The organism is Enterobacter cloacae complex sp. FDA-CDC-AR_0132 (assembly GCF_003010695.1).
In the GTDB taxonomy this organism is placed as follows: Bacteria; Pseudomonadota; Gammaproteobacteria; order Enterobacterales; family Enterobacteriaceae; genus Enterobacter; species Enterobacter ludwigii.
On the sequence record NZ_CP027618.1, the window covers coordinates 2174564 to 2196962 of the forward strand.

Annotated in this window: 18 protein-coding genes, 1 tRNA gene and 4 pseudogenes; 7 read left to right on the plus strand and 16 right to left on the minus strand. The window is 45.3% G+C overall.

Going from position 1 to position 22399, the window contains the following annotated elements; translation table 11 throughout:
• Nucleotides 1–11: 11 nt before the first annotated feature.
• Together argF and argL are read right to left on the minus strand one after the other, a co-directional pair.
• Entirely contained in the window at nt 12–1016 is a 1005-nt protein-coding gene (gene argF / locus AM379_RS10520) for an ornithine carbamoyltransferase (RefSeq protein WP_032679528.1), read from the minus strand.
• Nucleotides 986–1060, minus strand: a complete 75-nt coding sequence (argL, locus tag AM379_RS24255) for a putative translational regulatory protein ArgL (protein WP_223399268.1) — start codon at nt 1058–1060, stop codon at nt 986–988. Before argL ends, argF begins: the two co-directional genes overlap by 31 nt.
• Nucleotides 1061–1180: 120 nt before the next feature.
• Here argL and rraB point away from each other — a divergent pair, with 120 nt between their 5' ends.
• The 4 genes from rraB to AM379_RS10540 all read left to right on the plus strand — a co-directional run bounded on the left by rraB (nt 1181) and on the right by AM379_RS10540 (nt 3359).
• Nucleotides 1181–1606, plus strand: a complete 426-nt coding sequence (rraB, locus tag AM379_RS10525) for a ribonuclease E inhibitor RraB (RefSeq protein WP_014168417.1) — start codon at nt 1181–1183, stop codon at nt 1604–1606.
• Between the two features lie 46 nt (nt 1607–1652).
• Entirely contained in the window at nt 1653–2411 is a 759-nt protein-coding gene (gene miaE / locus AM379_RS10530) for a tRNA isopentenyl-2-thiomethyl-A-37 hydroxylase MiaE (RefSeq protein ID WP_047954973.1), read from the plus strand.
• Between the two features lie 30 nt (nt 2412–2441).
• Entirely contained in the window at nt 2442–3170 is a 729-nt protein-coding gene (locus tag AM379_RS10535) for a topoisomerase II (RefSeq protein WP_106503680.1), read from the plus strand.
• Between the two features lie 104 nt (nt 3171–3274).
• Nucleotides 3275–3359: transfer RNA gene (locus tag AM379_RS10540), tRNA-Leu, on the plus strand.
• 149 nt (nt 3360–3508) lie between these two features.
• Here AM379_RS10540 and AM379_RS10545 read toward each other — a convergent pair.
• From AM379_RS10545 to AM379_RS24330, 10 genes and pseudogenes are all read right to left on the minus strand, one after another.
• Complete coding sequence (locus tag AM379_RS10545; protein ID WP_335673695.1) at nt 3509–4276, minus strand: tyrosine-type recombinase/integrase; 768 nt, start codon at nt 4274–4276, stop codon at nt 3509–3511.
• A 9-nt stretch (nt 4277–4285) separates the two neighbouring features.
• Nucleotides 4286–4435, minus strand: a complete 150-nt coding sequence (locus AM379_RS24320; protein WP_236900328.1) for a hypothetical protein — start codon at nt 4433–4435, stop codon at nt 4286–4288.
• Nucleotides 4425–4630: pseudogene (locus AM379_RS24625) on the minus strand (conjugal transfer nickase/helicase domain-containing protein); the annotation flags it as partial. The gene AM379_RS24320 and the pseudogene AM379_RS24625, both read right to left, overlap by 11 nt.
• 138 nt (nt 4631–4768) lie before the next feature.
• Nucleotides 4769–5612: pseudogene (locus tag AM379_RS10555) on the minus strand (phosphorothioated DNA-binding restriction endonuclease).
• A 170-nt stretch (nt 5613–5782) separates the two neighbouring features.
• Nucleotides 5783–7606: a response regulator receiver domain gene (locus tag AM379_RS10560; protein WP_106503681.1), complete on the minus strand. Its 1824-nt coding sequence runs from the start codon at nt 7604–7606 to the stop codon at nt 5783–5785.
• Nucleotides 7599–10568: an ATP-binding protein gene (locus AM379_RS10565; protein WP_106503682.1), complete on the minus strand. Its 2970-nt coding sequence runs from the start codon at nt 10566–10568 to the stop codon at nt 7599–7601. Before AM379_RS10565 ends, AM379_RS10560 begins: the two co-directional genes overlap by 8 nt.
• 93 nt (nt 10569–10661) lie before the next feature.
• Nucleotides 10662–11858, minus strand: a complete 1197-nt coding sequence (locus tag AM379_RS10570; RefSeq protein WP_106503683.1) for a DNA cytosine methyltransferase — start codon at nt 11856–11858, stop codon at nt 10662–10664.
• A gap of 274 nt (nt 11859–12132) precedes the next feature.
• On the minus strand, nt 12133–13863 hold the full coding sequence (locus tag AM379_RS10575) for a hypothetical protein (protein ID WP_106503684.1): 1731 nt from the start codon (nt 13861–13863) through the stop codon (nt 12133–12135).
• A gap of 206 nt (nt 13864–14069) precedes the next feature.
• Nucleotides 14070–15383, minus strand: a pseudogene (locus tag AM379_RS10580) (conjugal transfer protein TraG N-terminal domain-containing protein).
• Nucleotides 15381–15601, minus strand: a pseudogene (locus AM379_RS24330) (hypothetical protein); the annotation flags it as partial. The pseudogenes AM379_RS24330 and AM379_RS10580, both read right to left, overlap by 3 nt.
• 348 nt (nt 15602–15949) lie before the next feature.
• Here AM379_RS24330 and AM379_RS10595 point away from each other — a divergent pair.
• A complete protein-coding gene (locus AM379_RS10595; protein ID WP_032681757.1) occupies nt 15950–16891 on the plus strand; it encodes a hypothetical protein in 942 nt (313 codons plus the stop codon).
• A 539-nt stretch (nt 16892–17430) separates the two neighbouring features.
• Nucleotides 17431–17883 carry a SymE family type I addiction module toxin gene (locus AM379_RS10600; RefSeq protein ID WP_106503685.1) on the plus strand — a complete coding sequence of 151 codons (453 nt, stop codon included), beginning with the start codon at nt 17431–17433 and terminating at the stop codon, nt 17881–17883.
• 95 nt (nt 17884–17978) lie between these two features.
• Here the strand turns inward: AM379_RS10600 and AM379_RS10605 are convergent, their stop codons facing one another.
• From AM379_RS10605 to AM379_RS10625, 4 genes are all read right to left on the minus strand, one after another.
• Nucleotides 17979–18725, minus strand: a complete 747-nt coding sequence (locus AM379_RS10605) for an SAM-dependent methyltransferase (RefSeq protein ID WP_106503686.1) — start codon at nt 18723–18725, stop codon at nt 17979–17981.
• 10 nt (nt 18726–18735) lie between these two features.
• On the minus strand, nt 18736–18993 hold the full coding sequence (locus tag AM379_RS10610; protein ID WP_014168433.1) for a YjhX family toxin: 258 nt from the start codon (nt 18991–18993) through the stop codon (nt 18736–18738).
• 288 nt (nt 18994–19281) lie between these two features.
• Entirely contained in the window at nt 19282–19854 is a 573-nt protein-coding gene (locus AM379_RS10620) for a DUF1349 domain-containing protein (RefSeq protein ID WP_063156978.1), read from the minus strand.
• 50 nt (nt 19855–19904) lie between these two features.
• Entirely contained in the window at nt 19905–20900 is a 996-nt protein-coding gene (locus AM379_RS10625; RefSeq protein ID WP_106503687.1) for a LacI family DNA-binding transcriptional regulator, read from the minus strand.
• Between the two features lie 241 nt (nt 20901–21141).
• On the opposite strand from AM379_RS10625, the gene AM379_RS10630 reads away from it, so the two are divergent.
• A complete protein-coding gene (locus AM379_RS10630; protein WP_014168436.1) occupies nt 21142–22380 on the plus strand; it encodes an MFS transporter in 1239 nt (412 codons plus the stop codon).
• The last annotated feature ends 19 nt before the right edge of the window (nt 22381–22399 follow it).

Sequence of the window (22399 nt, forward strand, 5' to 3'; positions counted from 1 at the left end):
ACCGCAGAGGATCACTCCCCAAGCGTCGCCACCATCACCGCCTTAATGGTATGCATCCGGTTTTCCGCCTGGTCAAACACAATGCTCGCCGCCGATTCAAACACCTCGTCCGTCACTTCCATCCCGCCGTGCAGATCGAACTCTTTTGCCATCTGCTTACCCAGCGTGGTCTGGTCGTCATGGAACGCCGGCAGACAGTGCAGGAACTTCACGTCCGGGTTACCGGTCAGCGCCATCATCTGCGCGTTCACCTGATACCCGCGCAGCAGGGCAATCCGCTCGGCCCACTTCTCTTTGGCCTCGCCCATCGACACCCACACATCGGTATAGATGAAGTCCGCCCCTTTCACGCCGGCCGCTACCTCTTCCGTCAGGGTGATCTTCCCGCCATTCTTCTCCGCCAGCGCGCTGCACTCCGCCACCAGGCGCTCTTCCGGCCAGCAGGCTTTCGGTGCCACCAGACGCAGATCCAGCCCGGTTAACGCTGCCGCTTCCAGCATTGAGTTACCCATGTTGTTACGCGCATCGCCCGCATAAACCAGCGTCATCTCGTTAAACGCTTTGCCCGGCAGGTGCTCCTGCATGGTCAGCAGGTCCGCCAGCAATTGCGTTGGGTGGAACTCGTTGGTCAGCCCGTTCCACACCGGCACGCCCGCATACTGCGCCAGCGTTTCGACCACGTCTTGGCCGTGACCGCGATACTGAATGCCATCGTACATCCGCCCGAGTACCCGCGCGGTGTCCTTAATTGATTCTTTATGCCCAATCTGGCTGCCGCTCGGCCCTAAATACGTGACGCGCGCGCCCTGGTCAAATGCGGCAACTTCGAAAGAGCATCGTGTACGGGTTGAGTCTTTTTCGAAGATGAGCGCGATGTTTTTGCCAGTAAGCTTTTGTACTTCCTTACCCTTTTTTTTATCGGCTTTAAGCTGAGCGGCAAGGGTCAGCAGGGAATTGAGCTGTGCAGGGGTAAAATCGAGCAATTTCAGAAAGTGTTTCTTGTACAGATCAGACATTTTATCCTCACATGGCAAACGCCACTTATTGAATTAAAATTCACTTTATATGTCTAATTATTCATTTGCAACCCCGTTTCACAAATCTTTCCAACAAAGGTGGAGGCAAACCCGTCCGTGTGTGAAAATAGAAGTATCTGCCGCACTTTAAAGAGGAATGAGCCATGGCAAACCCGGAACACCTGGAAGAGCAACGCGAAGAGACGCGCCTGATTATCGAAGAACTGCTGGAAGACGGTAGCGATCCGGACGCGCTGTACACCATCGAGCACCATTTCTCTGCTGACGATTTCGACGCGCTGGAAAAACTGGCGGTAGAAGCTTTCAAACTGGGTTACGAAGTGACCGAGCCGGAAGAGCTGGAAGTGGAAGAGGGCGACACCGTCATTTGCTGCGATATTCTGAGCGAAGGCGCGCTGAAAGCAGAGCTGATCGACGCTCAGGTCGAACAGCTGATGAACTTGGCCGAGAAGTTTGAAGTGGAATACGACGGCTGGGGAACCTACTTCGAAGATCCGAACGGTGAAGACGGCGAAGAAGGCGACGACGAAGATTTCATCGACGAAGACGACGACGGCGTGCGTCACTAAGCGTTTCAGGCGGTGGCGCGTGCCACCGCTTTTTCAAGGCAGAACCATGGATTACCCGCAGATACTCGCCCCCGTTCTTAACTTCCTCCAGTGCCCGACCCCGCCAGCATGGATTGATAAAGCCCGCGACCCGGCGAACCTGCCGCTGCTGCTCACCGACCACATGGTGTGCGAGCTCAAGGCTGCCCAGACCGCGCTGCTGCTGGTGCGCAAATACGTCGCCGATGAAAGCGGTGCCGACGCGCTGCTCGACTGGCTCAAACCCTACGAAGCGTTCACCTTCCGCGAAGGCCCGGAACCGGATTTTGTGGCCCTGCACAAGCAGATTGGCAAAAGCGTCATGCCCAAAACCGACGACCCGTGGGGCCAGGCGCTTATCGACAGCATGGTGCTGCTGATTAAAGAAGAGCTGCACCACTTCTGGCAGGTGCGCGAGGCGATGCTGGCGCGCGACATTCCGTACGTCAAAATCACCGCCAGCCGCTACGCCAAAGGGATGCTGAAAGCGGTGCGCACGCACGAACCGCTGACGCTTATCGACAAGCTTATCTGCGGTGCCTACATCGAAGCCCGCTCCTGCGAGCGTTTCGCCGCGCTGGCCCCGTTCCTCGACGACGACCTGCAGAAGTTCTATCTCTCGCTGCTGCGCTCGGAAGCGCGCCACTATCAGGACTACCTGACGCTTGCCCAACAGGTGAGCGACGACGATATCTCACCGCGCATACAGCTTTTTGGCGAAATTGAAGCCACACTTATCTCGACACCGGACAACGAGTTTCGCTTTCACAGCGGCGTGCCGGTGTAAACCGGCATAGCGAAAAGAAAAGGATGCGAGATGAATAAAACGTGGATCCGTATAGTCGTGGTGACTCTCCTGGCCGCCGTCGTGGCGTTCTGGGTCTACTTCGACAAACAACGCCAGCACACCCCCGAACAGCAGCTTGATACCACCCTCAACGCAATGCCCGCCTGGCAGGTGATTAAAGAGCAGGAGCCTGTGCTTCATCAGCGCATTCTTGACCAGATGGCGGCCCTGCAAAAAGCCGGCGAGCCGGAACAGAAGATTATCGACACCATCCAGCCGCAGATCCTGCATCTGCAGATGTCGCGCCTGCAAAACGCGCCGGACGCTAACGTGGTGAACTATATGACGATCAACATGGAGCAGACCGCCGCCATCCAGAAGGTGAGCGACGACGCCTGTTTCCGTTTCCTCTACCCGGCGGTAAAAGGGGGCGTCAACCCGATGCGCATGCTGGATAAAGACCTGATGACGCGGCGCATGCAGGCCGACGCCGACATGATGCGCGCGGCCTACGGCAAAAATCGCCACACCGTGACCCCGGAAGAACGCGAAGCCGCGGTGACGGATGTCCGCTCGATTATGAAAACGCTGGCCGACAAGTACGGCGAGGACATCCAGCTACTGCAGATGCCGGAGAAGGCGGTGGGCAAAGAGAAGCTCTCCTGCGACATGGTGCAGGAGATGTGGGCGAAGGTGCTGGCGCTGCCAGAGCAGAAGGCGGCAGGCGTGATTCGGCTGGCGGTTTCCGAGGTAGAATGACAGGGCGCTGGTTTTTTGGACACTTAGCGTAGGTTTAGCGCGTCGCCGCTTGCATGGCGGCGCGCGACAGGTATAATCCACAACGTTTCCGCATCCCCTTCAGTGCCGAAGTGGCGAAATCGGTAGACGCAGTTGATTCAAAATCAACCGTAGAAATACGTGCCGGTTCGAGTCCGGCCTTCGGCACCAAAAACGATTGTGATAATCGGAAAATCTATAACAGTCAGTACGTTGTACAATGAAGCTGGACGTTGACGGCAACTACAAAATGGCCGCATCTCCGGCTTTTTTTGTTTATAAAGCCTCAGGCCGGATCTTTTCACTCACTCCCTGTTTTGTCAATCTCTCTCCACGCAACTTCTGAGCTTCTCGACATTGTGTTCAATATAACTGAGCGTCACCTTAATATCGCGGTGTCCGAGTAGTTTCTGCGTGACATACAAATTTTGCTCCGGTTTCTGCATTAATTCTGTGGCAACGGTATGACGGTAGCGATGTGATGAGAAACGGCTGTGGCAGGCATCGCTGAGTTTGGCAAAGAAATAACTCACCTGATTTTCTGTCATCGGTTTACCCCGGCGCAGCGTGCGCCGACTGAAACGATTGATGTTGAACAACTGATCGTCAGCCCGCATTCCCTTTGTTTTAGCATCTTCAAGCAGATGCTCCAGATAGGGTCGAAGCCGTGAGGCGATAGGAACAATGTGTTCATCATGGCTTTTGCTGCCTTCGCTCTGAATAAACAGCGTGTCATGGACCAGATCGACATCCTTAATGCGCAGATGGATAAGCTGATTCAGCCGGATAGCGGTGTAGTTGAAGGTTTCAACCACGGTCAGCCAAAACCATGCCGGATATAAAGGCGAACGATAGCCGCGCTGCATTTTCTCCCGTTCGATAAATTGGTTCAGTACTTTTCGGGATGCGAGGATTTGCTCGCGGGTCAGGGTTTTCTTTTTCTTACGAGATTCCCGTAGCGATGTTTTCTGGAGTGGATTGATGAACTGCTCCAGTAGCCCCTGTTCAATGGCGAAGTTATACAAAGCACGCATATGGCGCATATAGTGATTCCAGCTTACTGGTTTGATACACCGCACATTTAACAGGTAATGACGCTACTCCAGCACCCTATGCGGTGTGACTTCGGCGGGCAGTGCGTTGCGCCAGTGGGTAAACTGATTTACCGCCGTGCAATAGCAGCTCTGGGTATTAGGGCGCAGCAGACGGGCAAAAAAATACTCTTCCAGGAGCTGTTCAAAGGTCATGGGTGTCTTCTCCTTCACTGAGCAAGAGATGAGGGTTATTAAAGAGAACGTCATCTCCAAAAAGCGGCGTGGGATCATCAAGCAGATATCCCTTCAGACGTGAACAACGGCGTAGTGCCAGATGTTGAGGCCGTTTTTTTGTTTTCGGTGAAGATTCAGGTTCTGGAATTTCTTCTGTACCTCCCGCCAGCATTCTGGAATCCAGTCTGGTGCGCAAATTATCCGCTATAGGGGTTAAAAGAAATTTACCCCCTAAAGGGGATAAAACAGATCGGGCAATCAATGATATCTGTGAAGCTCATGGTCTCAGGATTTGAAAATCTGCTTACGATGTCAGCCCACGTATTGTTCAGTGGACCACAGCGATTTGTCATGAGGAAGATGTAACCGCTGGCCGTTCCGTTGTCAGAACAGGTTATCCACCATCGGGCTACGGCTGACGCCGCCTGAGATGCGGATAGTGAGGCTTTCATCCAGTCCGAATGCGCCCATATCAAAAGCATCATGGTGCAGCGAACACAGCGCCAGACCGTTGTTTACCACACACGGCCCGCCATAGATTTCCAGTGGATATGGGCTGCTTCAATACCAACCAGCGCACCATCCAATCGTAGGTCGTAGCCGCAGAAAGCACATTGCGAATGGTAAGCCCGGAGAACGATATCTCTGAAGCGCGGATCGCGGTTCTTTGAACGGTCGATAAAATCCAGACCCAGTTGGTTGGCGAGGATCCTCTGAATACTCTCGGGGAAGCGAGCTATCAGTATTTGCTGGGCCAGCTGGTCGATCATCTCCGGATGCGCTAGTAGCTGCTGGTAAGCCGCTTCATCAAAGCCACCTGCTACCTGGTTATCAATCAGCTCTTTTTTTGTCGGCTGGGTGTTGCCTTTGCGCGGTTGACAGCCTTCTGCGTTGGCTATTTCCCAGAAGCCGTCAGTTCTAAGCCGCCAGAAAGGCATATTGGGATAGCCTATGCGTCGTTTATGGCAAATTCTTTCAGCAGGCAAGTGAGTGGTTCGTGGATCTCCAGGCCGTAGTTGAACAGGCGTGGGTGGCCTGCTTTGTACTGCGACAGCACATACAGTAGCAACAACGGTTTATGTGGAGCGCATACGTCTCCCTGACGCCATACAGAGACGTTAGAGATGGCTGATTGCAGTGTTTCGAGTGGTGTCATAGGAATGAACCGATTAACAGGCTGATGTTAATGCGATCATGCTAGCAAAAGCAGTGAAATTTAATTGTTACCCATCATGTTGGTTATAAGGGAAATTAAATATAATGTAATCTGACAGGTATCAATATAATTAATTGATACCTGTCAGGCCCGAACTGTACTAATATCTCTTAATTGATAAAATCTAACCCCACTCGAGATTTGGATACCCCAAGTCTACCCAATAAATTTAATGCGTATTCATAACGTAACTCCGCAACTATTTTTGCTTCCACAGATGTTACATTCATATTATTATCCATTGGCTCGACATATTTAAGTGTTATTGTGTTCGCTTCAGTGAAGATGCCCTGATTTTCTACATAACAGTCCATTGCTTTGGGATTTGCCTTACCATCAAGTCCAACGGTAAAACTAAGAATATGTATTTTGCCGTCCAATTCAGGTTGAATGAATAATAGGTTGTTTTGAGTTGAGTAATTCAAGATTTGCCTAATGGCTTCATTATCGTCAATTGGTGGTAAACTATCTAAATTAAGTTCTCTTTGCATATATTGGCGAGTGTTATTTAATGCAACTTTCGCATCATACATCTTCACGAGCGTAACCGGAAGTAAATTATCCCCGCTTTTTTGACCTGGAACAAGATCACACATCGGAGTTAAACATAACCAGTGATTATTCTTAAATTCTAAAACATGTCCGGTGACTAAATGATGAGAAGTGATTTTTTTAGAGCAGCTGAAGCAATTAGCATGTTTGATTTGTTCTAATTCGTCAGCAAGTGTAGACTTATCAATAAAATAGTCTAGGGGAGAGTCGATTTTTTTTAGATCTTGGACTAGATTGATTGTAAATTGATCTAAACCAACTTTAATCTCGTATGCTAATTCTTCCCACAATTTAGTAACTGCTTGCCATGCTGCTGTTTTTATTGCATTATCGTCTTTGTTTAGAAGAAGTTCTTTTAACCATGCGGCTTGTAAGAATCTCTTATTCAGTATGTTGCTTGCAGCGTAACTACCATTACTTTCAATCTCACTTCGGAGCTTTGATAAGATAAGTTTATGCGGATGTGGTTTAGAGTCTGATAATGCTTCTAAAAGTTGATTTGGTATTTCACTGATCGGTGTGTCTTTTTTACCAAGGACAGTAATAAATAAGTCCTCTGTTTTTATCCAGTTACAATTTTTGTTTATTCCCCAATCAAAAAATTTGGAAGTCTTATTATTGAATTGATCAGCATATTTCTCAAGTTTTTTTGAAATAATCCACTTTAGAATTAATGGTTTTTGTATGTTTATATTATCAGGTCTACCTTCGTAGATGCCATGGAAAACATCAAGGATTTCGTTCTGAAAATTCCCTGAGCATAATTCAGTTTCATGCTTATGAATTAAAAATAATAAATCTATAGTTGATATAGAATCAATTAACTCGTCCCTAATTCCAGGTTCATCGATTTCCCACTCATCTAAAACATCGTCTACCTTGGATTTAATTTTCTCATTTAAAATACTAATTGCTGGCCTTTTCTGTAATGATGTAATGATATCGATAAGTACCTCATTGACTGAACCTTTTTGCCCATCATAGCCCTTGGTATGTACCGCAACAATATTAAAATGACGATTCTCAGATAAGTTTTTTATAATATCTATCGATTTTTTACAATACCCAGAATCCTCACCATCTAAATGATAATCTAAAATTAATAAATCACTGTGATAAAGGCGGTTCGATACTGTTCCTTCTTGGACCTTTTTTTCTTTTCCATTGTAAACATCTAAAAGCCAGTTGTATTCTTCACTTCGACTGATATCAATTATCTCTTTAAGCCGATAAATATTTTCTTGGGAAAAATCTTCCTTACTGCTCAGAATTAAATCATCAATGGTTGGGTATTCATCATCGATAACTGTCACAGTTCTGATTGGGTCAATATAAGCAGATTTTAAATGTGGTTTGTAATCGAAAGTAGAATTACTAGGCATTTTTAATCCCTTTAAAATTAATTACGAAATTGGCACCGTTAAGCATTTTTTTATCTGCTCTTGTTTCGTAGAAAATACTATGGCCACCCACCGCTAAATTTTGTTTACAAAGATAAAGGCCAACCCCACGGCCACCTCTTTGTTTTTTGGAGAAAAATATAGTAAAAAGCTCTGATACATCATCAGGATCGACTCCTGGCCCATTATCACTAACATAAATAAAACCATCAAGCACATCTAATCTAATAATACGACGTTCTTCTTTAGTTTCTTTAACCCAATATCGTGAATTATTTACTAAATTAATGAACACAGGATAAATTCTGGCTGGTTGATCGTATAGTGAAATATCTAAGAATTTAGTAGAGCAAGAAAATTCAATTGAATCTTTTTCGAATTTACTTTTGAAAAAGTGATTAACATAATCAAAAATGTCTTTTCCACTCAAGAAAGCTCTTACCTTATCACCTGATAGTTTAAGCGGACTTAAAAAACGCCAGGAATCGCTTAATGACTGATGTGCTTGGGTAATGCTTGATAAAGCATTTTCCTGGTATTCATCGAGGTTTGTAGATGACAATCTATTTATTCCCCGCTCAATAGTCATATCGAACCCTTCGATTTCATGACCAATTATCTCCACAGTTATCCCAAGTTGAGCGAGTGCGTTAACTTGTTCTACTTGTTTCTTTAATCGAGTATTTTCGTTTACTGAAGATATAGCGAGGCCTTCTAAATCAATTTCCTCTCTTAAGCTTTCTAATGCAGTGATATATGGAGCATAGGTTTGATTTATTTCAATATCCTGAATCTGATAAGCGAGGTCTAAATTCTCAAGTGTTTTCTTGAGTGAAGACCTATTTTCTTGTAGATCGGATAAATACTGAGATGTCTTTTCATGGAAAGCTTTATTTGTATTGTTTGTTATCTCGTCAAAACGTAAAGTCTCTTCTTTTAATATATTTCGTCCTTTACTAGAGAATTTCCTTATTTTTGCATGCAATATGGCTGCTTTGCTACGAAAGTCTTTTTCAGCAATTGAATAATCATCCTTAACTGTAAAATGATCAAGTGCTGAATATACAGAATTATTAATTTGCTTTAAAAGACTTTTAGCATCAATCTCTAAATCGCGATATTGACGATAATCTTTCTCTATACTTCCTAAATTCCTTGGTACAGAACCTAAAGATAGGTTTTTTAGGGTACCATCCAATACGTCGATGTTTTCCTTGAGCTGTAATAGCTCTTCTAGCTCTTTGAAATTGTTCTTATCACTCAGAAGTTGTGATATTTCATAAAATTCGTTTCTTAAATGTTCTAACGAAATACGATCTCTTTGAATCGATGTTTTGATTCTTCTTTGCTCTTTACGAAGTAATTTTTTTCTATCTTCATCTGCTTTTAAAGCAGCATGTTTAGCATTTATTTCCTCTAGTTTTTCTTCTCGTAAATCTGATGAACGACCAATAAACCTTTTTGCAATTTCTATTAGAATATTTTCGACTATTTCTCTAAATAGCTTAGACGCTTTATTGTCAATAATACCTTCTCTACCAGCTTTATCTCGTAAGTTGGGATTCTGTTCTTTGGTTATATACACACCACCAAAACATGCCCTATTACTGAACATATATAAACCAGCATTTTTTGAACGTCTTTTCTCGATTTCAAAAAAGTCATTATCTTCACGTCCATATGGCATAACACGCAAATCATCACGAAAAACCATTACTCCACCAAACTGATCACGGATCCGATCGAAGGTCGCATGTTGTTCATCTGACAATGTACTATTTTTTCTTGTAACTTCAAATGTGCCTAATCTTAAAAAGAAAGGGCCAAAGCGGGTATCTTTTCGTGTCTTATAAACAGTTTTGGGTTTTACTATAATATTATCGAACCATTCGCCAAAAGCTTTGACTCTTCCAGAAAACAATCCGTTCTCATCAATATTCCCTTCAACTATATGTTCTAGCTGGTCAAAATTAGAAATATCAAAATTTCTAACTTCATCGATAATAAATCTTTGAAGATTACCATTCCAGGCGATAACGCTCGTCTTGAAATCAGTAATCTGTTCTTCTTCTTCTCTTTTAAATGGATTAACAAAGCTATTTAATGTTTGAAGAAAGCGCTCTTTAGCACGAACTTCTGCACCTTGAGCTTCTGAGCCTGCATCTGTTGATAACTGAGCTATTAAATCGTCATGAATTCCGGCTATAAACATTGCTGTGCCGTGAGTGGTTTTATTATTCCACACAGGCCATGATTGAAAATGCCTTTCCTCAAAGAAAGCATTAATTACAGTATTTTCGATGGCTTCTTTTGTAATATCATTACTTTCATTTTTTTCTAGTTCAGTATAATTTTCCCAAGCTTGTTCAATACGGTTATCCCGTAATATATCATCGCCGTCACCCCATAGATTTCCCATCAACGCATCAAACATTTCCGGTATAACAGTAATTAATTCATTTTTATCACTACATTCCATAATTGGTATCTTGATATCATTAAGCATCAAATATGGATTTTCAAAAATACGCCAATCTAGCAGGCAAGCTACAAGAGGACTATCTTTCCTTTTGGAAACTAAAAGCATTAATGAGCCCAAGGCCGCACAAGAAAGACGACCGATGCCTTTCTGGCCTTGCTTTGCTCGAATATGATCTATTCCATTTCTATCTTCATATGGAATATCTTTTTTTATAGCCTTGGACTCTGTTCCTACTGTAAGCCACTTATTGATAATATCATCTAACGACATACCATGCCCATCATCAACTAAAGTTGCCACAGGAGTATCGCCGTCAAATATATTTAGAGAAACATTACGAGCGTAAGCATCATATGCATTTTTCCAAAGCTCGGAAATTGCGGTTGGACAATCAGCTATTTGCTCACGTCCTAGATGATCAATTGTCCTTGCTCTTGTTTGAAAAGCTGCTGAAATTACCATTTTTCACCTTCTATTATTATAAGGTAAGTAATCATCAAATGAGTTTTTGGTCCATTTAAGCTTCTAATTTTGACCTCTTTCATTCATTACGCTTTATCCATTGGGTGCAATTATGTTAAGTAATGCATTTATTAATATTGTGCCTAACATAGGGGGAACTGCGTTACCAATCTGTCTTGCTTGCTCTGTCGCATTACCCCAAAAAATGTAGTCATCAGGGAATGTTTGCAATCTTGCCGCATGCCTTAAAGTAATGCCATGATTTTCCCATGGATGAATGAATCTTCCCTTAGATGGATTATTGCACCCAGTTGTAATTGTATTGGCTGGGAGGTGAATCATTATGCGCCCATAAACATCTTTGTGGCCTGCGTATCCATTGGAATGACATTTTAGCTCGAATTCTTTTCCTGCATCGCTTCTACTACCATTGAGTTTTGTTGCTTTGAAACGCTCTTCCATACGCTCAGTTGGTATCATGTGTATATTGCATGGATCTTTTTCGCTTATTGGTGCGTCTTGATATTCTAGGGTTTCAAGTAGCTCTTGTGCTTCATCAAATGAGTAAGAAGTATGTTTAAGAAAGTATTCTGATATATATCTTTGAATTAAGCTATCATTCATCTTTTCAAAAACAGAGGATGCGGTTCTCCACGTATTTTTTGAACTGTTTTTTACTTCATTAGAATTAGGGTTGAAATGAGTCGCTTGAGGTGGAAACTCAATATTATTTCTTTTTTTTAAAATGTCATTTCTGACACCTGCAATGAAAACTCGTTTGCGATTTTGTGGAACACCATAGTCACGAGCATTTAATACATCGCAATGAATTAAAGTATAACCATTTTTGGAAGCCAAAAACTTAAAGCGTTTCAAATGAGTTTCATGTCTCTTCCATAGCAAGCCGGAGACATTTTCTACCAAAAAAGCTTTTGGCTTAAATTCACAAACAAAATCGAAATACCTTAAAAGTAATTTGTTTCTAGGATCGTCAACACCTGCATCATTAATTCGATGGCTGGAAAAACCTTGGCACGGAGGCCCACCAAGTATCATATCAAGCTCACCTTTCTTGAGCTTTATTTTTTTTCTTAACTTTTTTGGGCCTACGAGTAATATATCTTCCTGTAAAAGTTCGGTCTTATGCTCAAGCCTTTCTAACATATTTTTTCTGTAGGTATTTGCAGCCGCGCTATCGAATTCAATAGCAGCAACAACATCTATAGCGCCTGTATTGTGGGCGGATAAACTAAACCCTCCAGCCCCCGCAAATAAGTCAATTGCCTTCATATAAGTCCAAAAGTAACTCCTAAATCTTGATATTTTACTCTTTTTTTTGAGGAATGCAACAAACAAATATTATATATGATGAGGATAGACGTTTTTATTATTTTTAGCGTAACCTTAACAAGGGATATCTTTGATGTCTTCATAGTATATAAGTGTAAGGAAAATTAACGGTTATTTGTTGTGATAGTGAATATAATATTTAGTGCTTTATTAAAATAAATCATTTTAAAATGCATTGTTAAAATAGTGCATTTTAGAAAATGGAGTGTGGGATTTATCTTTCTTGTTCTAAACTGAAAGTTAAATTTTTTATCATCCATTTCGATGTAGGCTCATGAAGATATTCAATGTTAGCTCCTTGGTTTAAAGTTTTTAATTTAAGGATTAAAGATGAAATACTATCTTTTTTTTCCTCCTTATCATCGTCGATAAGTTGAATTGCATAAATAAACTGCGCCCAGTTACAATACGCTGTATCTTCATCTGATAACTCTTTGAGTGGATAGGCATAATGTTTTGTTATGAATAATTTATATATTTTTAATTTTGGTACATGCTTGGTGATTTGCAACGACTTTCTAAGTTCTATTTCCGTTATTCTGTTTAACCAATTGTTAATCGAAGTAAGCCAATCCGATGCTTGTTTTTTTAATCTGGTGGTTCGAACATATTTCGCGTGTAGATCAGCACCATAAAGTTCTTGATGTTTTAATTGACAAAGAAAAACTATCCCTGTGTTTTTTTCGACAACAACCAAGTCTATATCAGTTAATGTTTTACCATTCTCTTTTATCTTTATATTTTCTTGGTATTGTAAGTTGCTGAAATTTTTGTTCAAAGTACCTTTTATTGCTCTTTGTAATACTTTTTCTCGTGATTGTTGCTGCTTATCATAATCCTTACTAAAATGGAATCTTAAGGAGTCATGAAGGTATTGTAACGGTGAGCTATATCTTGCTGCAATACAGAAGAAAAAACTTTCATCAGAGCTTTGAATCAGCATCGGTAGCTCCGCTCCGGGGTTGTCTAATAATTTGATATTTCTTCTGTTATAAGAAATCACTTCAAAAATTTTACGTGCGTCTTTTAATTCAAGCTGAGTGTATCCTTTTTGTAATGATCCAAAGTAATTAATTGCATCACACATGCTTTCTATAAATTCGTCTGTATTTGCTGAAACTGTTAGAATATTCTCTAACTTTATTGTGGAATCTTTTATTGTGAGTTTTTCTGAAAACCTTAAATGTTTTTCAATTACCGACATTATAAATCCGATAGCTAATTTATATTTTTGAAACTCTATTCCTCCAAATTTTACGGAATAGTGAAAAGTGTCAAATCCATCTTGAGTGAAAAGCTCTGAATAGGTGAGCCCAAAAAAGAATTCATCTAGAATAGGTGCGGATTCGTACCCTATAAAATGAGTTTCATATGGATAAACCAAATCAAACAACTTATTGTCGACATCTACTTTGAATTTTTCCATGAATTTTGACTTATAAATTTCAATGAAATTTTGTCTGTATTGATCTTTATAATGATTAGATATGTGTTTTTCATGGCTTTCTTCATCCACAAGTGTTGATGGTATGATTATTTTAAACTCATTCCCCCCTGTTTTATCTATTTTAGTATGGCCGGAATAAACTGACTGCGCAACTCTTCTGCCATGTTCAACCATTCCTAAGCCTCTTACAATATTATGTGTTTCAGCGCTTATTTCTGAGCGTTGTAGAAACATTATAGCAGGGGTTTCAAACGAGGTTCTCGCTTCAAGTGCTAATTTAATTAATCGAGAAACTCCCAGTTTAAATATATAATAATATTCTTCCTGACTAAATGTCGCGTTGTATTCGCTATGATTTTTATAATACATTAAATTTAGTTCGTTTACAGCTGAACGTAAAATCATACCTAGCCGATCATCTTTTAAAAGCTGAAGAAATGGCTTTTCCTGTTCATTTAGAGACTTGAAAAATTCTTTCAATATGTTATTATCTGGCATTGTAAAACCTCTAAAAATATGATGTGTAGTTCATTATAATTAATTTATTCTCGCTTTAACAATGTCTTTTTATATGTTGAGGATGAATGTTTTCTGTTTTGATATAGTGAGGCTGTATTTTTTGAAATTATAATTACGTATAGGCTTGAAATATGTCATTGTATGTGTATTGTAAAACATATTAATATTTTGGGCTGAGGACTGCTTTATGTTATTTTCCCCCATACCTTCCCCCCACTGTCCTGCGCCACCTTAACCCCACCCGCCAGAGCGCCATTCACCGCCACATCAACCCTCACTCCAGCCCACGCCATTGCCCCTAGCCAGAACATCGGCAACACCAGAAACATCGACCTCATCACCAAATTAATAATCACATCATCCTGCGTATTCTTGATCCCGGCCAGATTCCAGCTACTGTAGGTATCGCTATTATAGAGCACATCCAGCAGCCAGCTATCGAGCCAGTTCCCACCAGAAGGTGAGGAAGAATAGCGCGAACTGTACAAACGTCAGCGTCATCACCACCTTTATATCCCGCGCCGAACAGAGCGTTATCAGCGGAATACAGATCACCAGCGCCATTTGCAGTAGTGCCTGCACCATCGGTAGCGCTTGGCGCACGCTGTCGAATGCCGGAAACGCCGCTATGCTACCGAGGATATTTCCGGCATTAGATGCCTGCCGGGTGGCGGCATTGGGGACGGTACCATCAACATTGCCGCCGTAACCGGGATAAACACGCCCGTTCTGCTATACCTGCATATTGCGTTCACTGACCAGCGAGCGCAGTACGGCCAGGTGCTGTGTGGTGAAAGCGCATGGTCGGTATCGTAATAACCAGCCGTGATGAGAAAGTACGATGATCCCACCCAGGCCTTATCATCACTGGTGTCATTGTCCAACTCTCCGGCGCGAAATTTCAGGCGGGCGCGGGAAGGGGCATAACACTCCCCGACAAAATCACGTAACTCCTGAGCCAGTGCTGGATCCTTAATGTGGATGTGCTGCACCTCAAAGCGGATCTGACGTAGGTCTGGCTGGCAGGGGAGGGTAGCGACCGTTGCGCTGGTGATGTTTTTGCTGAACACATGAATAAAGTACCACCAGACCAGACCAGACCAGACCAGACCAGACCAAGACGGCGGCGGTTTTACCGCCCAGCGAGTTTATAATCGGTTGATAGCCGATATTGGCGGGTTGTGGTACTGACATTCCGCACTGCTTTGAGCGCGTGGTGTCGTATTTGATGGTATCGAGGTCGATGTTCAGCAGTGGCACGCAGGTGAACATAATTACCAGTAACGAGGTGTACATCAGGTGCTCGGTCCATATTAGGGGCAGCGCAGCTTTGTTACCCTCATCCGCTCCCTGACTTCTGGCCTGTAGCCACAGCGCCAGCAGCTTAATCAGAGCAGTGGCCGGGCGAATAACCCGGTAGCACTGATAGCATTCCATAGCCCGTTATTGACCACCAAGTCGAAAATATTCCAGCTAGCTGCAGGTCGCCACCTGAACACCTCCAGCACGATAAACCACTGTGCGATGCGGCGAGTCGCCGGGCGATACGGTGGGAATTGGTCATACAGACGCCAGCCCACGCAGGAAATCGTAGCGTACAGCGCTATACGCCAGAGTAACGGATCGCTGCGGTTAATCTGCGGCGAGTAACCTGAAGCCAGGTAAACTGTCGCTGTGATGCAAGCAGCAGGGAGCCGGACAGCATCATCCGTTTCATTGCGTATCCCCGCTAGTTGGTTTGCTGAGATCGTCCACCCGCTTGTTGGCGTCGTCTGCTACGCCGACAGCTTGGCCTTTGTTCTTCGCTAAAGTTGTCTGGCGCTCAGGGATGGTGAGCGCTGCGTTATTGGTCTACGCTCGGTGCCTCTTTCATACCACATGTACAAGCTAAAAATGCCTATTGACACAGAATGCCAAAATTTTCTAATGTATTAATAAGGTTCGCGCAGACCGGTCAGCCTGTAGACAAATTTGCCATCGCGCATATCTAACATCTAGCTTTACCAGAGCACTCTTTTCCAGCTCTGTGTTTACAGGCCGCAGGGTATTACATAAAGGAAATGATATGCTCTCAGAATTAGCATTCAATGATGATGTCATTGATCTCCCGCCTCCAGAGAAAGAACAGCTACGCAAACATGCTCGTTTTCTCAGAAATCACTGTAATGTTCCTCTTGGTCATGCTCAGGAAATGGTTGCCTGGTTTTACCATTTCAAAAGCTGGAGTGATCTGACCGCCCGGCATAGTCAAACGACAGATATTATCGCCGAGAATAAAATAGCAGAAGTGCGAGAATCTCTGCAATTGCATAGAAACAACATATCTGTTGCGGAGTTGGCAGAGCTTTCAGCTCTCAATGCGATGCCGGGAACACTAACCGAAGCTGTGGTGAGCAATCGCATCGCTCAGCTTAACCAGCATGATCTCATTTTGCTTTACCGCTATATTTATGACGAAGAGTATTGGGGAACAGCCGTACCTGTATCCTGGTCTAAAGGTTTACGAAGAGCGGACCGTTGCCTAATTTTATTGGCTAAGACAATAGGCGAAAAAGGCAAAGCCAGCAGAATTAATCCACATCTATATTTCCCGTGGTTTGGCCTGCGTATGTATGGTTACTTAGAGGTTAATGGAGCCGAGCTAAATTATGATTGCACGGAACTGGATAGCTACTTTTTCCCCACAATTGATCGACTCGATGCATTATTTCGTAGGGAATGGTTTGTACCATATTTTATTGGATTTGCTAGCTATCTCTTACAGACGTTGGAACTATCCGGCTATGTAGGCCGCTTGTCATTTGGAAGAGTTCATAATGAAGGTTTGATTGAAAAAGCGATCAGCGGAGTAAATGGTAAGCAATTTCATTACACAAGATACAGTCTTAATGGTAATGAATTAACTGACGGGCCGATTGAAAAATTGGTTGAAGAACTGCTTGCAATGGGAGGGCGTATCAACCCAACCCTGCAACGTATTGAATTTAGTTTTGGTAAGGAGGTTTGACAGTATGGATTTAAATCTCCTGACAGAACTAAAAAATGCCTCACCTTCCGCTTATGGTGTGCTTATCATTGCATTTGTACTTTGCACTCTAGCCCGGCAGGGGTGTTTGTCCCGTTTGTCATCCCGTCAATCCTTTTGTTTATTGATGACGGCAATTAGCCTCATTGGCATAAAATCGTTTCTGCTTTAATTAATAGATTATCGTTTATGATACAAAGTATATTCTTCGACTAAGCCATAAAGGCGCCTTGGGCGCCTTTCTCAAATAATTGATGTTAGCTCTTTCATTGCTATCCCAGAATTTTTATATCTAAAAAAATGCCAACCAACTACCGCATGATTTCTGAATCCCACTCGCATTTTTTAAATTTACCCCACCAAAAAACGCTGTATTTATATTCAGCCCTGTATAATACACATCAGAAATTACTCCGAACGGCAAAGGAAGTATCAGAGAAATTTAAAGAGAGAATTCGCGATATGAAGGTGCTGCAACACCCCCATACCGCTAACCACTACCAACTTACAAGGAGTTGAAAATGGCTGCGCCGAATTTTATGCCAGAGTTTACGGTTTGCAAAACAGAATCAGATGCTTTCACCGGCATGATTGAAAACCGCGAGCTGGTACGCAAAAACAGCACCCGCCGACTTCACGGCAACCAGACCAGTGCCGCGCCTGTTCACGCCCGCGCAGAAACGCCGGAAGCAAGCTCCGCCTGCTGCGAACTCTATGCCCGGATAGATAATAAATATCTTCCGCTGGGGGGAGACTGGTTAACCCGGGCAGGGTTTATCAGCGGTATGCCGGTTAAAATCCGGGTGATGAAAGACTGTATTGTGATCACGCCGCAGCATACAAGAGAATTATGGGGATGCCTGGAAGGGATGAGTGTGGTGAATATCAATAAACAAAAAGTCTCTCAGTGGTTAAAAACATTCCCGGGGGCGTTAAATGATACGGGCGATATCCCGGTGATTAAACGCGGGTAAACGTGACGGAATCCGCGTTCATATTATCCTGAGCCGCCTTAATATCTGATGCGTGAAGGCGGTATAGTCGTTAAGGCTATACCGCCTGTTTCAGGCTATCGGGCAATCAACGCAAACACCCCCCAGCCAAAGTACTCTCGTGTGTAGGTGACGTGGCGTTTGGGCGCAATTGTCAGCTCCGCGCGAACTTCTTGTGCAAAGTCATCGTCAGGGTTTTCCGCCAGCCAGCGACGCAGGATCATCCATTTCGCCGCTTCGTATCTGTCCCAGCCTTCCTGGTCTGCCAGGACCATTTCCACCAGGTCATAGCCCTGTGCGTCGAACGAGGCGACCAGGTCGGGCAGGGTGAGAAAGTCAGCGATGGACGAGACGCCGCAGGCCTGGGCTATCTCATCGCTCGCAGGAACCTGACGCCAGTAGGGTTCACCGATGAGTATCATCCCGCCAGGCCGGAGGCTTTTTGCCAGCAGCGCCATTGTTCCGGCGACGCCGCCGGCAATCCAGGTGGCGCCCACGCAGGCCGCCACATCACATTTTTCATCTGCGACGTATCCGGCCGCGTCGTCATGAATAAAACGTACGTGATCGCTGACGCCGAGTTCGTCAGCACGGCGCCTTGCCTGTTCGGTGAAAAGTCGGCTCATGTCGATGCCGGTGCCGGTAATGCCGTGATCGCGCGCCCAGGTGCAGAGCATCTCCCCCGAGCCGCTGCCGAGATCGAGAATGCGCGTGCCTGGCTTCATGCGTAACACGCGGCCCAGCGTGGCGTACTTTTCCGGGGTGAACGGGTTATGAATGCGGTGTTCGCTTTCGCTGACGGTAAAAATACGTGGGATATCCATCATCCTCTCCTTAGCGATTATCTGGCTGGGCACGAACGCTGTTCAGCCCGGTCGTGTTAATGCGGTAGGGCTGACCGTTGACGGACTTGATCAGCTTTTTGGTTTTGAGTTTTTTGAAGACGGCGAGCGTGCAGTCGGCGAGCAACAGCCCTTCGCGGCTGTAGCATTCAACGGCGGTGACGCGGCCTGAGCTATCGCGGACGTGCGCAATACGTCCACCTTTGGCGAGAACGTGTAAGGTACGTTGTTCCTGACGGGATAAATTCATACTGGAAAACCTGTTTAATCATCATGTGCAAAACGTGCAAACACACCGCGGTGTCCGCATTCGATTTCGGCGCATTGATAATCAGTCCGGCCTGAAAGGTCGGGGAGCTGATTATCGGATGATGACATTCTCCAGCATCAAAGCCTCGGGTTGAGTTGAGAGGTATTTACGGGGTGAATAATATCACCTGTTTATTTTAAGGGAATGGTCGGGTGGGAAAAGTGTGATCCAGGTGGAAGCTCAGGCAGCGCCATCAACGGATCGTAGAACCGGATGGCGCGATGTAAATCAGCTGAGATCGTGCAGCGCTTTATCCATGGCCGGAGCGAGACTGAAATCACTAAACTCGACGGCTAAGCCGCTGCGTTCAGGCGTGCAGCACATGACACCGACTTTCACTGGCCCCGACGGGAAATGGCATAAACGCAGCAAAGGCCACGACAGCCCGTCTGCTGAGTACTGTAACCGCAACGCGTCTCCCTTGCGGGTCAGGCGAAGCCAGAACTTCCGGGGGTTACCCGGGAAGATACCGGTTGCCCAGTCGGAGGCCTGTAACGTCAGTACGCTGCCAATGGCCGGCGCGCCATCATTGTATTCAATCCCGGCCTTGAGCCAGTGTTGCTCGTCCGACATCAGCATGATCCCCGCCTGGTCATAGAGCGTACTGAAATCAGCACGTATGTTAGTCTGAAACGTGAAATCACCTGCCGCGTCAGTCGCGTAGATGTGGCCCGAGAAACGCTCGAATCCGTACCACGTATGGCGCCAGAAATCGGTGTGGTCGTCGGTCACGACCGATAACGTGTTGTTCTCGCTATGCCATTCGGCAGGTTCGTTTATCCAGTAAAATTCGTTTTGCATAATGTCCCCAGGTGACTGTCAAAAGGTCGTCGGTATACGGCCTCTCTTGCTCAACAGGATTCGCGCCTGAGCCAGGGGCTCTCGACCAGCACCTTATCCCGGTGGGTGTCGCCATTGATAATGTGCAGGGTACTTAAGCGCCCAATCTCATAATGCGGCAGCTGGACCGTGGATAGCGGGGGTAAAAACAAATTTCCGATGCCGACAAGATTATCGTAGCCAAGAACGGCAATATCCTGTGGGATTCGGATACCCTGCGTTAACAGCGTCTGATACACCATAAAGGCAATACGGTCGTTACCACAGATGACCGAATCAAATTGCGGTTTCCCCTGAACGATATGCGCCAGCAGCATCTCCGGAATATCCCGGTAGTGCTCATCGCCAAATTGCATATAGCAGTGTTCAAGCGTATCAGGATCGATACCGGCTTCACGGCAGGCGCGATCAAGCCCCTGACGGCGGCGACGCGTCGCCAGATGGTTGACAGGTAAATGCAGGCAGAGAGGGCGGCTGTATCCCGCCGCCAGCAAGGCCTGTACGGCCGTATACTGGCCTTGTTCATCGTCAGGTATATAGCTGGCAACCGGTTCTCCCATGTTCTCGCAGTTGGCCAGAACGCAAGGGTGCTCCAGTAGTCGGGGCGGGATGCTCACTTCACGCAGCCCCATGGTGGTGAAAATGATCCCCCCGGGCCGGTGGGCGAGCAGCAGGTCGACAATATCGTCAGGGTTATCATCGGTAAACATATTCACCACGAAGCTGTTCCAGCCGTACGCCCGTGCGGTTTCTTCGATAGATAGCGTGATTTCTACCGAAAAAGGGGTGGTGACGGTATCCAGCGCCAGTACGCCGATGGTTTTGTTCCGGGAGCCGACACGACGAATCTGCCGGGCTGAGAGGTCAGGCACGTAATTTAACTGCAGGATCGCCTCCTGCACCCGGGACAGGGTTTCAGGCTTTACGCGTTTCGGGTCATTGAGCACCCGGGAAACCGTCATGAGCGATACATTGGCCAGTTTGGCCACATCTTTTAAAGACGCCATAGCTTTCCATTATCTGAATGCATTCGACCCGGTAAGGTGTTGTGAGCCAATGCGAATGTCCTATTCTAGGCACCGACACCCAGGGTTACGCAAGTCACGCTTAAAAGTTTGAGCGCGATCTCAACACATTAATGTTAACGTTAACTTTTGTGATTAACATCGAGTATCACATCAAAACCGAGTGTACGCCTGAAATGTTAACGTTACCATCTTAGCATATCCTTCTTGCGAGATTACGTAGATGAAAAAACGGCCTACTCGAAGTTACATGCTGCTCAGCGCTCTGCTGTTCTTTTTCTTTGTGACCTGGTCCTCATCAAGTTCACTTCTCTCAATCTGGCTTCACCAGGAAGTGGGGCTAAAGGCATCGGAAACCGGCATTATTTTTTCCGTTTTATCCGTCTCCGCGCTCTTCGCGCAGGTCTGTTATGGCTTTATCCAGGACCGACTCGGTCTGCGCAAACATTTGTTATGGTTTATCACCGCGTTGTTGATCCTCTCCGGCCCGGCTTATTTGCTTTTTAGCTACTTGCTGAGCGTTAATATTCTGCTGGGCAGCGTATTCGGGGGCTTATTTATCGGGCTGACGTTTAATGGCGGTATCGGCGTTCTGGAGTCCTATACCGAGCGCGTTGCGCGTCAGAGTACCTTTGAGTTTGGGCGGGCACGCATGTGGGGGTCTCTGGGCTGGGCGGTCGCCACGTTTTTTGCCGGGTTACTGTTTAATATCAACCCTGACCTTAACTTCCTGGTGGCTTCATGCTCGGGGTTAATCTTCTTCTGTCTGCTGGCCCGCTTAAAGGTGGCCGCACCGGCAAGCATGGAGAAACTCGAAATTGGCGCTAAAAAAGTTTCTCTGGAAGACGCCCTGCGTCTGCTGACTCTGCCGCGCTTCTGGGCGCTGATATTCTTCGTGGTCGGAACCTGCATTTACGGCGTATACGATCAGCAATTCCCGGTCTATTTCTCGTCACAGTTCCCGACATTACGAGAAGGGAACGAGATGTTTGGCTATTTAAACTCTTTCCAGGTCTTTCTCGAGGCCGCGGGTATGTTTTGTGCGCCGTGGCTGGTTAATCGCATTGGCGCTAAAAATGGCCTGATATTCGCAGGTATGGTGATGGCGCTGCGCATGATTGCTTCCGGGCTGGTGGAAGGCCCCTTGCTTATCTCCATTACCAAACTGCTTCACGCGGTCGAACTGCCAATATTGTTAGTCGCCATATTTAAATACAACAGCCTGAATTTCGACAAACGTCTCTCCTCCACCATTTATCTGGTGGGATTTGCCTGCACCAGCTCCGTCATTGGCACCGTCTTGTCCCCGCTGGCAGGCTTTAGCTATGAGAGATTTGGCTTCGCCCAATCCTATCTGATCATGGGCATCATGGTGTTCAGCACCACGTTTATTTCCATTTTCCTTTTGCGCTCAACTAAATCCTCATCTGAGCCATCTTTTCTGCAGCAAAACGCTGTGTAATGTACTGAGAGTAAAGACG